This is a genomic window from Nocardia sp. NPDC051756, from assembly GCF_040681495.1.
In the GTDB taxonomy this organism is placed as follows: Bacteria; Actinomycetota; Actinomycetes; order Mycobacteriales; family Mycobacteriaceae; genus Nocardia.
On the sequence record NZ_JBFAYV010000004.1, the window covers coordinates 1,014,161 to 1,028,397 of the forward strand.

The window sequence follows — 14,237 nt, forward strand, 5'->3', positions numbered from 1 at the left end:
CGATACGAGGCGATCGCGGCGGAAGCCGACGCGGCGCAGGCCGCGGTGTTGAACAGGCTGGAACAACGTGGCATGGACGAAGCACAGCTGGAGGAGGTGACCGGACTTGATACGGCGGAACTGAAGAGGCTGCGTCGCACCGGCGCGGCTGTCGCGACCCCGAGGCAGAACTGTCCAGCGCCACCGCGGACGATGCGACGCTCGCCATCGCGGTCACAGCGTCAGCTAGTCGATCAGGACCGAGCGCGGAACCAGGTGCCGCAACCCCGGGAGCCGGAAGAACGTGCGAGCCAGTCGGGATCCCCACGCACCGTGTTTGGCGGCCCACGCCCAGTTCCCGGCCAGCCACAGCAGGAAACCTCCGGCCAGCCACGGCAAGCGGGCGGGTAGGGCGTAGGCGGGAAACAGCACGATCCCCAATAGCGCGTCGAGGACGATGAGGAACCCGAGGATGCGGGCGAGCATGGGGAACAGCCACCAGATCATCAGCAGGACGACAGCGATAAGTGCTACGAGCCAGATCAGGGACATCGATGGAACCTCCGATCGCGTGGCAGCCCTGGAGGGTGTGCTCAATCCATTGCAACGCGACACCGGCCGGTATGCCAGGGGTTAGCGCGGGACGAATTGGCCGGGTACGAGACATTCGTGGTGCGGGCACAGGGCGTGAGCGGATTCTCGGTCAAGGGAATCATCGAGCGCGACGGTGAGCTGATGAACGTGATGGCGCAGTAGGCGAATATCGGAAGCCAAAGTGCAGATGCGCGACTCGAGCATGCCGATCAGCGTGAACTGGGCGATGGCCGCTGTCGTTGGGTAGCCGATCGGTGAGATGTAGGTCGGAGCCTCATCGCGGGGCACAGGCACTGCGAGGTCGCGCACCTCATCGTGCATGCGCGGGCGCGGGAATGGGACGGTGTTCTGGGCGGACATGATCAGTCACCCCCTGGGGGAAGAGGTGGGATGCGAACAGGCGAGTCGGGGGCACTGTTTCGCGACAAGCCGGGGACCGGGCGGGGCACCGTGGTGCCCCGCCCGGTAGGTCATCAGAAGGGCGGTTGGTCGTCGGTGCCGACACCGACGAGTTCTCGGTCCTCGGTCGGTGCGTCGTCGGTCTGGGCAGATGGTTGCGCGACGGCGTCGTTGTCGCGGGGGTCGACGGCTCGGCGATCGAGCTTGGCGACCTTGGCGACGGCGTAGCGCAGGTCGGGGCCGATGCTGTCGACGAGTAGCTCGTTGACCCAGCGCTTCTCACCGTCGGCGGTGTCGTAGGTGCGCTGCTTCAACTTGCCGTAGACGATCACCCGCATACCCCGCCGGAGGCTGTCGACCGCATTTTCGGCCATGTCCTCCCAGATCACGCAGCGCATGAAGACCACGTCGCCGTCTTTCCATTCATTGCTCTGACGGTCGAAGACGCGGGTGTTCTGCGCTACCGAGATAGTGGTCACCGACTTACCGCTGCGAGTGAAGCGCTGCTCAGGGTCCTCGGTGACGTTCCCGATGACGGTGATGAAAAGGTCTCCAGCCATGACAGATCTCCTGACAGATAGGGATTCGGAAAATGGATGGACCGCCAAGCCCACACCCGGTCGGTGACCGGAGGGGCTGTCGATCTGCGGCCGTGGCCATCAGGGACGGGTCGGGCCCGCAGGGCCGGCGAGGGTTCTGCGCCGTGCGGGTGGGGGATCGCCGGAGGCGACCTGAGCGCAGCGAAGGCTTGTCCGCCACCCGGTGCGGCGCCGGTTCATCGCCGGTTCATCCGACCCGGCTCTGATCCCCTGTGGGGGCTGATCGACAGCACCTCGGACACCGCTCAAAACGCAGAGCGGAAATAACGGACTTCGGGTTCGCGGTCGGGTTCGAGGATCACTGCGGCGACGTCGAAGCGGACTCGCCACCATGGACCGGTTTGTTCGTCCAGCCACAGCAACGACAGACGGCGCAGGCGTTGCTGTTTTGCGAAGGAGACCGCCTCAACTGGCGTTTGAAACGGTTGACTGGCCCGGGTGCGCAGATGGATGAAAACCGTGGTGCCCGCGTCCTCGGCGATGAGACTGATCTCGCCGTAGTTGCAGCGCCAGTTGCGCGCAACTATCTGCATGCCCGCGTCGGTGAGGTATTGGACGACGAGGTCCTCGGGTGAGGTCTGGTGCGCGTCGAGGTTTCAGTCGGCGTGCGGGCGTGTGGGGGTGATGGCGTCGGTCAGTTTGGTCAGCAGGGCGATCAGTCGCCGTTGTTCGGTGGCGTTCAGGGATGCGAGAGTGTTGGCGTCGAGTTCGTCGGCGATGGGGGTCGCGGCGCGGACGATGGCTTTGCCTTTGGCTGTCAGGCGCAGCAGTTGGCGGCGTCGATCGAGGCGGTCTGGGGTCCGGTCGACCCATCTACGTTCTTCGAGTCGGCGCAGCATGCCGGCGAGGGTCGATTTGTCGATCGCCGCTCGCGCGCCGAGGGTGACCTGGTCGATGCCTGGGTGGGCCGCGAGCACGCTCAACGCGGCGAACTGCGGTCTGGTCAGGTCCGGTAGCCGTCCCTGCCAGCTCGCGCCGTGGTCTTGCAGGATGCGTCGCATGTGGTGCAACGCCGCGTCCTCGGGATGTGCCATATCCACATATTAGGACCTGTACAAACGGTTCGACTACCAACCAAATGCGAGCTGCCTGCTCCTCGATAACGTAGCGTAAGTAGCAGATGATCTGGGACACATTCGCATCTTCCATAGCTGCTTCTTCAGGTTGGTACCTACACTGATAGTGCGTATACGTACTAAGTTCTGCTCGCGTCCATCATCGAGGAGGATCTTCATGCGACTGATTGTGGCTATGACCGGTGCTACGGGTGCGGCGCTGGGGGTGCGACTGCTCGAGGAACTGCGTGAGCGCGACGATGTCGAGACCCATCTGGTGATCAGCCGATGGGCTCGTAGCACTATCGAGTGGGAGACCGGGCGCAGCGTGCGTGAGGTCGCCGCGCTGGCCGATGTCAGTTACAGCCCTGATGATCAGGCGGCGGCGATCTCGTCGGGGTCTTTCCGCACTGACGGCATGGTCGTTGTCCCGGCGAGTATGAAAACCGTGGCCGCGATCCGGCACGGTTACGCCGAGGGTCTGATTGCCCGGGCGGCCGATGTCACGCTCAAGGAACAGCGCAAGCTGATCATCGTTCCCCGCGAAGTGCCTTTGAGCGCAATCCATTTGGAGAACATGCTCGCCCTGGCCCGGCTCGGAGTGATGATCATCCCGCCGATGCCCGCCTTCTACCAGCACCCGGTCACCGTGGCGGAGGTCGTGAACGGATTCGTCGGCCGCCTGCTCGGCCATTTCGGCCTGGAGTCCGAGCATCGCCAGGAGTGGACCGGATTCCACGACGCGCGCCACGCGCTGTCCGACGGCGCGACCGCGCCCGCTGAATGAGCTTTGTCCAACCGTGCCAGACCCGAGAAAGGAATTGTCGATGACCGTCGAGCAGACCGCCGCCCCAGCCGATACAACGACAGCTCTGCCACCGATCACCGATCTGCGTTCGGCGTTGGATCGGTTGCGGTGCGTGCCCGGACAGCTGCTCGAGACCGATCATCCGGTCGATCCCGCAGCCCAGCTCGCGGGTGTGTACAAGCGCATCGGCGCCGGTGGAACCGTGCAGCGGCCCACCCGGCTGGGTCCGGCGATGATCTTCAACAACCTCACCGGCTATCCAGGGTCACGAGTCCTGGTGGGGCTCATGGCAAGTCGCGAGCGGGTCGGCATCCTGCTCGATACGCCCGCTCGTCGGTTGACTCAGCGGATGGCCGACGCGATCGGCGCCGCTCAGGGACCGGTCTTCGTCGGCCCCGACCAGGCTCCCTGTCAAGAGGTCGTGCATCGCGCCGACGACCCCGATTTCGACCTGCGCACTCTGCTGCCCGCGCCCACCAACACTCCGCAGGACGCGGGACCGTACTTCTGTCTGGGTTTGGTGCTGGGCAGCGATCCCGAACTCGGCACCGACGTCACCATCCACCGGCTGTGTGTGCAGGGCCGCGACGAGATCTCGATCTTCTTCGCTCCCGGCCGTCATATCGATGAGTTCCGTCGTCGTGCCGAGGAAGCCGGGCGCCCGTTTCCGATTTCGGTGAACATGGGGTTGGACCCGGCCATCCCGATCGGTGCGACCTTCGAAGCCCCCACTACGCCTTTGGGTTACGACGAACTCGCCATCGCCGGCGGCCTGCGCGGGCGCCCGGTGGAGTTGGCCGACTGCGTCACCGTCGAGCAGAAGGCGATCGCGCGCGCCGAGATCGTCATCGAGGGCTACATCCTGCCCGGGGTGCGGATGGCCGAGGACCGCAACACCCACACCGGCCACGCCATGCCGGAGTTCCCCGGCTACGACGGCCCCGCCAACCCGGCCCTGCCAGTCATCAAGGTCACCGCCGTCACCACCCGCCGCGATCCGATCCTGCAAACCCTCGTCGGCCCCGGGGAAGAACACACCAGCCTGGCCGGGATCCCTACCGAGGCAAGCATTTACCACGCGTTGCACGCGGCCATGCCCGGCTTCGTCCCCGAGGTCTACGCCCACACCGCGGGTGGCGGTAAATTCCTCGCGATCCTGGCGTGTGACAAGAAATCCGCCTTCGACGACGGCCGCGCCCACCAAGCCGCCCTCATCGCGTTCGGGGTCTACTCCGAGCTGAAGAACATCATCCTGGTCGATACCGATGTCGACATCTTCGACACCGACGACGTGCTGTGGGCCATGCAAACCCGCATGCAGGGCGATATCGACATCATCACGATCCCCGGCGTCGCCGGACACGTCCTGGACCCCAGCCAGCACCCCGACTACAACCCCGCCCTGCCTGCCAAAGGCACCACCGCCAAAACCATCTTCGACGCCACCGCCCCCTACCACCTGCGCGAAACCTTCGAACGCGCCCAGTTCCTCGACGTCGATCCCCGCCCCTACGCCCCCGAGTTGAACCTCTCCTACCCCTAGGGACTCATCCTCGCGCGGCACACCTGTCTCGCGACCCGCGTACAAGGAGATGCGATGTCAGACAAGTCTTTCGGCCGACGCCAGTTCAGCGCAGGTGCCGCGTTGAGTGCCGCAGCCCTGGTCGTCTCGGCCTGCGCCACCGACACCAACCCCACGAGCAACAACTCCAGCACGCCCGAGGTGCGCACCACCGAGGGCACGGTCCGCGGCAAGCTCGAGAACAATATCGCGGTGTTTCGTGGCATCCCCTACGCCGAAGCCCCCGTCGGGACACTGCGCCTGCAAGCTCCGGTGCGGCACACGCCCTGGAGCGGAGTGCGCGAGGCATTCGACTTCGGACCACAACCGCCCCAAGCCGTGATGCCGGGCACCACCGCGAACACCGCGAATGATTCGAACGAGTGGCTCACGGTCAATGTCTGGTCTCCGGACGTGAAAGCCTCCGGCCTGCCGGTGATGGTGTGGATCTACGGCGGCGGGTTCATGATGGGATCCTCGGCGATGCCGTCCTACAACGGCGCAAACCTCGCCACCAAAGGCGTGGTGGTCGTCTCGCTGAACTACCGGGTCTCGATGGAAGGCTACGGCCTGATCACCGGCGCTCCCGCCAACCGCGGCCTGCTCGACCAGATCGCCGCCCTGAGCTGGGTGCGCGACAACATCGCCGCCTTCGGCGGTGACCCCGGCCGGGTCACGATCTTCGGCCAATCCGCGGGCGCGGGCTCGACCGCGATGCTGCTGGCCGCACCCGCAGCACGCGGACTGTTCCAGCGCGCCATCGCCCAAAGTGTGCCCACCGCCCTGCAAACTCCCGAGCTCGCCGCCGACGTCGCCACAGTGGTCGCCGCCCGAGTCGGCAAACAGCCCACCGTGGCCGACTTGACCGCCCTCGACCCGCAGACCCTGGCCGACGCGGCTGCGGCGGTGTCGAAGAACATCGCGCAATACCAGGACCGCTGGGGGTACGGGCTGGTGGTGGCCGGACCCGAATTCGGTCCCGTCATCGACCCGGACTCCTTGCCCGAGGGCCCCTACCCGGCGCTGGCACGCGGGGTCAGCAAGGACGTCACGCTCATGGTCGGCCACACCAAAGACGAGTACAACTTCATGATCGCAATGGCCGGCGGGCCCGACAAGATCACCACCGAGCAGATCGACAAAGCCCTGCGGCTGTTGCCGCCGGTCCCCGACGGCCCGCAAGCGTATCGGGCGGCCTACCCCGAGGCCGACGACAAGCAGCTCTACCAGATCGTGTGCTCGGATTTCCTGTTCCGCATGCCGAGTCTGCGCCTGGCCCAAGCGCATACCGCCGGCGGCGGCCGGTCCTACCTGTATGAGTTCCGCTACGACAAAACTCCCATCGGCGCCGCCCACGGCAACGAGATCCCGCTGGTTTTCGGCCTGATCGACACCGAAGGCACCCGGACCTACGGCAACCCGCCCGCCGCCGACGCCGTCACACTCGGCCAACAGATGCAAGCCGACTGGCTGGCCTTCGCCACCACCGGCGACCCCGGCTGGCCCGCCTACCGCCCCGACACCCAGCAGGCGCGAAGCTTCGACGCCAGCTCCACCACCGGCCCTTACCTCGAGCTCGCCTCGGAGCAAATCTGGGCGAATGACCCACTGGACCCGCTGCCCCTGCGGCACAGCTGACACCCAACCGGACCCAAGTACCCGTCGCAGAATTCGATCAGGCTTCGACACGTGCTCGCTGCGTCGCAGACAACCGCGTGCATGATCTTCTCGGCGGCGATGACGCCACAGTCGCACAACAAATACACCCCCTTGGCTGACACACTCAGCTCCGCGCAGCCGTACCCCACGCTGTCATGGCTGGCCACCAGTACCGCCGCCTCATTGTTGGCCCCCTGCTTAGCCAGCGACGGCATCACTCAGATGTTCGACCTAATTGTCCGCGGTAGCCGCTTGCCATAGGCGATGGCGTCATCGATCGTGCGCACCACCTCACCGGCGGTGTAGCCAGCGGTGCCGAGATGGGGTGCTGACGCCGCGATCAGCGCGTTGCGGGCGTCGTGCTCAGTCAACTCTCCGCCGCCCACTAATCGGCCAAGTGTGCGGGCGGCCTTCAATAGGATGATGTGGCGCGTGCCGACTTCGGCAGCGGTCACCGCTCGTGTTTCGCCCTCGACGATCGCGCTGACATAGGCATCGGCCCGGGTGCTGGGCAGCCACAGCGGCGGCCTGGGATCGCATGGAGCGGGCGGTGTCAGCGCCTCGGCGAGCCACCCGGGGAGCTCAGCGACTGGCTGGGGGCGAACGACTCGGTAGTTGCCGTTATGGACGATCGAACCGGCCGCCACGACATAGCCGCCATGGGCGCGGGTGTCGATGCGCCAACCCAGCTTGGCCGTCGTGTTGCGTAGGGCAATCCCGGTCGGTGCCCGGAAATACAGGTGAAGCCCTGTCGGTGTGGCGACAGTGAAGGTGTCTGTCGGCACTGCTTCGCCAGCACGAGCTGCCAACTGCGCCAAAACATCTCGACCGTGGTGCGCACCGGCGAACCTCGTCGGCGCGTGAGCGCCGTGGTTGTCATCGAGATCGATGACAACAAGGCCCGACTTTCCGGTCACGATGCCGATGTTGTTGCGGGCGCCGACGGCCCAATACCGGCGGATGCGATCGGGATCGGTGGTGGCCCACTCTTCCCAACCACGTACCGCGGGCGTCTTCCCTAGGGCGATCAAAGGGATAACGCTCCAACCACGGCCTGCCGTAGCCAAAGCCGTGCGGAGCAGAGCGGAATTCCTGATCATCGATCCTCCGATCCGGGCGGCGCGATGGGTTCTGGTCGTTGTTGCACCCTTCCTGATAACAATGATTCAACGAGGCAAAGACGCACCGGCTCCATTCGTTGATGACGTTGAAGAGAGCCCGAACCAACCCGTTGATAACGGAAGGGGTCCGCACGGCAAAGGTGCGCAGGTCGTCCCCATCACCAGTGACTGCGGCTAGGCGGGCGAGTAGTTGCTGAGATGTGGGTGGCTTCGATGGTGAGCCAGGTCGGCGGTGCTCGATGTCAATGTCGATGACCAGTAGGCCGCTGAGGCCGGTGGCGATGGCGATGTTGCGGTGGGGGTTGGTGTTCCACCAGTTGCGGATCTGGTCGGGATCGGTGGTCGCATGAATGGTCCAGTCGCCTTCGAGGGCGGGAGTTTTGGCATTGCGACGCAGCGGGAAGACATGCCAGCCGCGTTCGGCCGCCTGCAACGCACTGTCTCGCAACGGGTTGGCCGCGGACACGGGATTCCTCCTCGGGTTGTTGGGTGGAATGAGAAGCAGCGGCGCACACCGTGGATAGGTGCGCGCCGCTGCGGATAGGTAAGGGGTGGGTCAGATTTCGATGGTGTCGGCGTCGCGGTCGCCGACGGCGACTTGTTCGATGGGAGTGAGGGTGTGTCCGATCTCGGCGAGGAAGCGCAGGTAGCGCTGGACTCTGGGGTCGTTGTAGCGCCAGGCCTTCTTGCCGGTGCGCTGCTCATGAGCAGCGAGCACGAGCGCGAGGAGCACGACCCTGCAGCGCGGTGCTCGAGCGTTCTCGATGCTGGTGAGCAGCTCTGAACGCCATCCGTTCACACCGAGCAGTTCCAAGGCCAGCGCGGTGGCGTCGTGGCTGTCGAGCATGCCGGGCTCGAGGATGACAGCCTTGACCACGAACGCTGAGGCTTGCTGCGGAGGGTCGTTGTTGCGGGAGAGCAGCTTCTGCAGGAACTCCCGTCGCGCTTCCATCGCCGCTTTGCCCAGCTTGTCGAGCTCGCTCGCGCGCTGCTCAGCGAGCTCACGCTGGCGCCGTTCCTGCTCGGCACGCTCTCGGGCTTCGGTACGTTGACGCGCTAGCGCCGCGGCGCGCTCGGCAGCAGCAGGATCCGGCTCGGTCTGGCCGATGTCGACAGAGTCGGAGCCATCCCGCTGCTCTACTTCGGGGGCCGTGTCCACGGGTTCGGCGGTTGCGACGAACTCGTGCAGACCGGCGGCCTCGAGTTGGTCGGCGGGTAGGTAGTAGAGGGCGTCCCACAGGTCGTGTTGCTCGACCTCGCGGGCATGCCGCATGCCCTCAGCTGGTGTGGCATCGGGATAGCGGTGGGTAGCCCAATCGACGGTGTCGGGATCGACTGGCTCGCCGGTTTCGCGGTCGAGGGTTGCGACATCTTCCAGCAGATCGCAATAGACCGCCCACCGCTGTGGCGCGGCCTGAATCTGCGCCAAATCGACTGGCTGATTCTCGGCAGTCACCAGTCGGGCTGCCGGGATGAACGCGGCGTCCACGCTGTCGGTGTCGGGGTCCTGGGTGAGGATGGTGAATCCGGCTGCGGCGTAGGGCAGGGCTGCCAGCAGTAATTGGCGGCGTTCTTCGCGTTGGTTGGCGATGCGCCGAGCCTCGTAGGTGAACATGCTGCGTGGGGTGTTGAGTAGGTGCTGGACTGCGGCTGTGTCGCCGACGAGGTCGTAGTCGGCGATGATGGCGGCTTCCTCGAAGCCGAGTTGGTCCTCGTCGATAATGTGTCGTGCGGTGGGGGATTGGCCGATTCTTCCGGCGAGTTTGACCTCGTCGCGGTCGGTTTGCAGTTCCCGGGCGACGCGGGTGACCGGGGCGCCGAGGTCGAGCATCTGGGCGATGCCGGCGGCGCGATCGCCAGCGGTGATCGGGATGCGGTGGTGGTTGACGGTGATCTGATCGCTGATGCGGGTGATGTCGGCTTCGGCGGTGCCGGGATCGACTGCGGTGGTGATCCAGACCGGCACTTGTGTCAGTCCGATTTCCAGCGCGATCAGGGTGCGCAGCTGGCCATCGCGGACCTCGATGGAGCCATCAGGCATCCGGTCGGCCTTGATCGGGGTCAAAACGCCGTGTTCGCCGATCGAGGCGCTGTATTGGGGGTGGTCGCTGAGGTCGAAGGTGCGACGGACGTTCTCGGCGATGATGAGGTCGCGCGGATTCATGAACGCGGCTTCGGCTTCCGGATGGGCCTCGGGCACGGTCGAATCCGTGGTGTGGGGCTGCGCGGTTTCGGGAGGAAGCTCTGTGTTGTCGGAGGGGTCGGTGCCCTTCGGGGTGTCGATAGTGGTGGTCATTGCGAGGTGCTCCTATCGTGAAACAGGTAGGCACCGGGCAGATAGCAGCTGTCCGGTGCCTACCTCGGGGGTGAGATGTTCAGATGGCGCGACTGATGGCGAAACGCGGTTGCCGTCGTCGTCCGGTGGTGAGCTCGGCAACGAGCTGGTCATAGCCCAGGGCCAGATCCGCCAGCGCGGTGTCGAGCTCGCGCACACCACCGCGACGATCACCAGCGACCGCGAGGACACTGTGGGTGATGGCCAGGGAAACCAGCCGGTCGATAACCATCGCCAAGGGTTCGGTGTGCACCTTCACCCGGCGCCGCCGGCGATGGGGAAGCCGGTGGCGGATGCGACGGTCGAGTCCGACCAGCAAGGCATCGTGCGAGAGTTCCGATTCAGTCGCAACGACCTCGAGGTCCGGGCCCGCACCTGGGTAGTCGAAGTAGTGACTGTGCCAGGAAACGGCTGCCAGATCCCTTATCAGGCGCAATATTTCGGGATCACCGGATCGAGTGGGTATGTCGCGGGCATGGGAGCTGACCGTGATCACCTGGGCCGCGCTGGGTAGTCGCGCCCTGCCGGAGGGGTGGCGTGCACGTCGGCGCCGTCGCGCTCGGCGCTCGTGGGCGAGCAGGCGCGAACCGCGGTTCATCGCCGAGCCTTCGCGCGGGCCGCGACGTTGATCGGCTCCACGCGTAAGAGGTGTTCGTCACCGTCGACGGGGACGTAGGTCCAGTATTTGGCTTTCCAGTCCCGATGCTGCTTGCGCCAGCGGGTCAGGTCGGCTTCATCGAGCGCCGAGGCGGGCCCGGCGCCGCCGAAGTGGGCGCGGCGATCGAATTCTTCCCGGTTGATGGTGTCGGTCATTGGTATTACCTCCTGTGTGGTGATGGTTGAAACTGATATGTGGCAATGGTTTTCACACCAGGTGCATGGCGTTGAGGGCGAGGTCGTCGAGGGAGTCGGCGCGGTCGGGGTCGGCGACGGTCTGGCTGTAGCTGGTGACCGCGTTGGCGATTCCGGCCGCGGTGAGTTGCCCACCGGCGATGAAGTGGGACAGGACGCCGCTGCGTTCGGCCTCGGTGAAGCCGAGCTTCTTGCCCAGGACCTCGATCGTCTTGTCCGGCTGGGTGACTGGCGTTCCGGCGTGGGCTTCGAGTTCGTCGACGCGGGCGTTGAGGAAATCCGTCGATAACCATTCGCTGACCTTGTCGCGGGTCTTGGCGGTGATGACGGCGAGTTCTTTGCGGTAGGTGTCTTGGGACCAGGAGATGGCGCCGGTGCCGAGTTTTTCGCCGATGTGGTTCTTGCGGTACGAGAACAAGGGGAGTGAGAGGCCGTTGCCGCAGATCTGGATCACCAGTTCCGGTTTCAAGGTGATGGCGTGGTGGCCGGTTTCGGAGTTGGAGAACCGGAACCCGGCGGCAATGACCGGCTCGCTACCGGGGGTGTAGCCCAGGCCTTCGCGAGCGGCGATCGGGCGCCACCGCTCCAACTCACCGGCCACGCGGCGGCGGTCGGCGTCGAGGTCGGGGTTGGTGAAGGGGTTGCGATAGTTGGCCAGGAAATGCGGCGCCAACGCGCGGACCTGCGGGGAGTAGACCTTGCACCGCATCGCCGAATCGCTCAGATCACACGAACGGATATCGACCTCGACATCGACTTGGCGGATACCGTCCATGACCGCGGTCAGCAGGTCGAGGTTGTCGACGATGCCGTAGCGATTCGACAGACACGCACGCAGCACGCCGGGCCGGTTCGGGTGCCCGGAAGTGAACAGCCGCAACAGAAATGGTTTGTCATCGGGATCGGGTGCGGTGTTGCGGCCGAGGGGGCCGTGGAGCAGGCCGTTGATGTTGGTGTCGTAGAGGTCGAGGCGGTTTTGCTCGCGCAGCCAGCGCAGATAGCCTGCGGGGATCTTGAGTTTGGTGCCGATCTGGGAATCAGCAGCCAGGGTGGGCAGATAGAGCCCGGCGACGTCGGTGACGCCGTTGTCGTCGATGACCGGTGCGATATCGAGGAGTTCGAGCATGCCGTCGCGGGCACGCATGGACGCGGCCGGTGCGACGACATCGACCTTGCTCGCCTGCTGCTGTTGCAGCAACGCGACCATGTCACCGAAATCGGCATGACGAACAAACTGTGGATTCGACATGAGAAGGCCTTCCAGAAGAGTAGAGGTGGCAGAGACATCAATGGATTCGAAACCTGTTGCAGAGCAACCTTGTTCAACCGGCCAGCGGCGAATCGCGGTGCTCGCGTTTCCGGGGAGGAGGGTCCGTACGGGCCTTCTACGGGGCCCACCGGTGGGTGCCAGCGCAGGGGAGTGCGCGGGTGCCGCGCAGCCAGGCCAGCACCGCCGTCAGCGTGGGTGCGCCGACAACGGTAATTCCGCTGCACCCGCCGAACTCGGGCAGCAGAGCCTGCGGTACGACCGCGTGGGTGATGCCCAGCGCCGGAGCCGGATCGAACGCCGCCCAGGTCCCGCGACCGAGCGCAGCGAGCCGTCGAGCCCGAGCTCGGCAGCGAACATGACCTTGCCCAACGGCATCGACGCCAGCGTCCCATCGGCCGCTAGGACCGCTACGCCCACGGCCAGATCAGCGATCCCGCCAGGCTGAGGTGGATTCGGTATCGACAACTCCACCACGGCATCCGGCCACCGCTCGCCGCTGTTGAGTAGCGCGGCGCGCACGCGATCGCGGCACTGCGCAGTCACGTTCGCGCACGGTGAACCGGTAGGCGAGCAGCCACTGATGGTGGCTGTCACCGGCAACGGGTCTGCGCTCTGAGCACCCAACGTGACCGACCATGCCACCGCCGGGTTCATCGCAGACCTCGCTCAACAGCCAGAGCTCCAGTGGCCCTGGCTGATTGATACGCGGTCGACGGTGGGGCCGGTAGCGCGAAGAGGACATCGTCGGCGCAGGTCATCACACGGGCGCGTCGGTCGGCGATCATACGATGGCAACCCATCGAGGCCGCCGAGGTCACCGGCCCTGGCACCGCCCAGGCCGGGCGCCGTAACCGGTTCGCCCAGCCGATGGTGTTGGCGGTGCCGCTGCGCAGTCCCGCTTCGACCGCGATCACCGCGGCCGATAGGCCAGCGGTCAGTCGATTGCGCTCCAGAAATTGGTTCTTGTAGGGGACTGTCCCCGGCGGGTATTCGCTCACGATCAGCCCGGACTCGGCGATCTGGGCAAGGAGCCGCTCATGAGCGGCGGGATAAGCCCGATCGACCCCACACGCAAGGACCGCGATCGTCGCGGCATCAATCGTGAGCGCGGCACGATGCGCGGCGGCGTCGATACCGAACGCGGCACCGGAGACGATCGTGTGGCCGTCGACCGCTAATTCGCTGGTGAAGTCGTGAGCGATGCGGTTGCCGTACTCGGTGCTCGCCCGAGCCCCGGTCACTGCGATCGCCTGATCGGTCGCGACACGCAGTGACAGCGGGCCGCGAGCCCACAATGCCAGCGGGGCAACAAATTCCGGGTTGTCGGAGTCGGTGTCGAATGCGCGCAGCAGATCGGCCGGCCACTCGTCATCCTCGGGCGTGATCAGACGACCACCGAGACGATGCACGCGATCGAGATCCCGCGCGGCGACCTCGAAGCTGCTGCCCCGCTCGAGCACACGACGGTCCAGCGCGACCGGGACATCACCAGCGACCACCGCGGCCGCGGCATCCTCCACACCCAACTCCGCGATCAAGGCCTGCAGCGGACGACACGGGCCCGACGCCGCCCGCGACAGCAACGCCCGCGCGTGGCGCCGCGCATCGGCGCTCATCGCCACACCTTCGCGAATAACGACGTACGGCAACGCTGCCTCGCACGGAAAGCACCACCGAATCGGTGTTGGACTCGACTATCGACGGACCTCCGCCGGTCGAGTGCGTGTGTCAGACCGAACTTGGCGGTCACCGAAATATCAACGAAAAAAAGGTGATTCATGACCTAACTCCTTCACGGGATAGGACGACGATCGGGCCAGGGTGAGGTGCCGAACACGGGGTGGCGTCACGGAGATGCTGAGCTCGTGCGAACGCCGCCGAGTAGCCGTCGTTGTAGGCGTCCGATCCGGCCCGGACGTCGAGAGGTTGAAAGCTGGAATCGGTTGGTGCAGAACGACTGCGCGGCGGAGAGTGCGACTGACGAACCGCTGTGGTGCGGGCCGTG

15 protein-coding genes and 1 pseudogene are annotated in these 14,237 nt (G+C 65.6%); 3 read left to right on the forward strand and 13 right to left on the reverse strand.

Annotated features, from left to right (window positions below; translation table 11 throughout):
* Window positions 1–225: 225 nt before the first annotated feature.
* From AB0M22_RS21525 to AB0M22_RS21545, 5 genes and pseudogenes are all read right to left on the reverse strand, one after another.
* Window positions 226–531, reverse strand: a complete 306-nt coding sequence (locus tag AB0M22_RS21525; RefSeq protein WP_364729364.1) for a hypothetical protein — start codon at window positions 529–531, stop codon at window positions 226–228.
* An 81-nt stretch (window positions 532–612) separates the two neighbouring features.
* Window positions 613–933: a hypothetical protein gene (locus AB0M22_RS21530; RefSeq protein WP_364729367.1), complete on the reverse strand. Its 321-nt coding sequence runs from the start codon at window positions 931–933 to the stop codon at window positions 613–615.
* A gap of 113 nt (window positions 934–1,046) precedes the next feature.
* A complete protein-coding gene (gene ssb / locus AB0M22_RS21535; protein WP_364729370.1) occupies window positions 1,047–1,532 on the reverse strand; it encodes a single-stranded DNA-binding protein in 486 nt (161 codons plus the stop codon).
* Window positions 1,533–1,816: 284 nt separating this feature from the next.
* Window positions 1,817–2,131, reverse strand: a pseudogene (locus tag AB0M22_RS21540) (YraN family protein); the annotation flags it as partial.
* Window positions 2,132–2,167: 36 nt separating this feature from the next.
* The gene (locus tag AB0M22_RS21545; RefSeq protein WP_364729373.1) at window positions 2,168–2,605 is read right to left on the reverse strand and encodes a MarR family winged helix-turn-helix transcriptional regulator; all 438 of its coding nucleotides are present in this window, start codon (window positions 2,603–2,605) and stop codon (window positions 2,168–2,170) included.
* Window positions 2,606–2,804: 199 nt separating this feature from the next.
* On the opposite strand from AB0M22_RS21545, the gene AB0M22_RS21550 reads away from it, so the two are divergent.
* The 3 genes from AB0M22_RS21550 to AB0M22_RS21560 are packed head-to-tail and all read left to right on the forward strand — an operon-like array spanning window position 2,805 to window position 6,633.
* Window positions 2,805–3,413, forward strand: a complete 609-nt coding sequence (locus AB0M22_RS21550) for a UbiX family flavin prenyltransferase (protein WP_364729376.1) — start codon at window positions 2,805–2,807, stop codon at window positions 3,411–3,413.
* A 40-nt stretch (window positions 3,414–3,453) separates the two neighbouring features.
* Entirely contained in the window at window positions 3,454–4,977 is a 1,524-nt protein-coding gene (locus AB0M22_RS21555; RefSeq protein ID WP_364729379.1) for a UbiD family decarboxylase, read from the forward strand.
* Between the two features lie 54 nt (window positions 4,978–5,031).
* Window positions 5,032–6,633 carry a carboxylesterase family protein gene (locus AB0M22_RS21560; protein WP_364729382.1) on the forward strand — a complete coding sequence of 534 codons (1,602 nt, stop codon included), beginning with the start codon at window positions 5,032–5,034 and terminating at the stop codon, window positions 6,631–6,633.
* Between the two features lie 239 nt (window positions 6,634–6,872).
* On the opposite strand, the gene AB0M22_RS21565 is transcribed toward AB0M22_RS21560, so the two are convergent.
* The 8 genes from AB0M22_RS21565 to dprA all read right to left on the reverse strand — a co-directional run bounded on the left by AB0M22_RS21565 (window position 6,873) and on the right by dprA (window position 13,848).
* Window positions 6,873–7,571, reverse strand: a complete 699-nt coding sequence (locus tag AB0M22_RS21565; RefSeq protein ID WP_364729385.1) for a bifunctional DNA primase/polymerase — start codon at window positions 7,569–7,571, stop codon at window positions 6,873–6,875.
* Window positions 7,531–8,241: a bifunctional DNA primase/polymerase gene (locus tag AB0M22_RS21570; protein WP_364729388.1), complete on the reverse strand. Its 711-nt coding sequence runs from the start codon at window positions 8,239–8,241 to the stop codon at window positions 7,531–7,533. The genes AB0M22_RS21565 and AB0M22_RS21570 overlap by 41 nt, the downstream gene beginning before the upstream one ends.
* 90 nt (window positions 8,242–8,331) lie before the next feature.
* Window positions 8,332–10,071: a ParB N-terminal domain-containing protein gene (locus AB0M22_RS21575; protein WP_364729391.1), complete on the reverse strand. Its 1,740-nt coding sequence runs from the start codon at window positions 10,069–10,071 to the stop codon at window positions 8,332–8,334.
* Window positions 10,072–10,150: 79 nt separating this feature from the next.
* Window positions 10,151–10,708: a hypothetical protein gene (locus AB0M22_RS21580; RefSeq protein ID WP_364729394.1), complete on the reverse strand. Its 558-nt coding sequence runs from the start codon at window positions 10,706–10,708 to the stop codon at window positions 10,151–10,153.
* On the reverse strand, window positions 10,705–10,923 hold the full coding sequence (locus AB0M22_RS21585) for a hypothetical protein (RefSeq protein ID WP_364729397.1): 219 nt from the start codon (window positions 10,921–10,923) through the stop codon (window positions 10,705–10,707). Before AB0M22_RS21585 ends, AB0M22_RS21580 begins: the two co-directional genes overlap by 4 nt.
* A gap of 52 nt (window positions 10,924–10,975) precedes the next feature.
* Window positions 10,976–12,211, reverse strand: coding sequence for a hypothetical protein (locus AB0M22_RS21590; protein ID WP_364729400.1), 1,236 nt, complete (start codon window positions 12,209–12,211; stop codon window positions 10,976–10,978).
* A 207-nt stretch (window positions 12,212–12,418) separates the two neighbouring features.
* Window positions 12,419–12,886, reverse strand: a complete 468-nt coding sequence (locus tag AB0M22_RS21595; RefSeq protein WP_364729403.1) for a magnesium chelatase domain-containing protein — start codon at window positions 12,884–12,886, stop codon at window positions 12,419–12,421.
* Complete coding sequence (dprA, locus tag AB0M22_RS21600; protein WP_364729406.1) at window positions 12,883–13,848, reverse strand: DNA-processing protein DprA; 966 nt, start codon at window positions 13,846–13,848, stop codon at window positions 12,883–12,885. The genes AB0M22_RS21595 and dprA overlap by 4 nt, the downstream gene beginning before the upstream one ends.
* Window positions 13,849–14,237 lie beyond the last annotated feature (389 nt).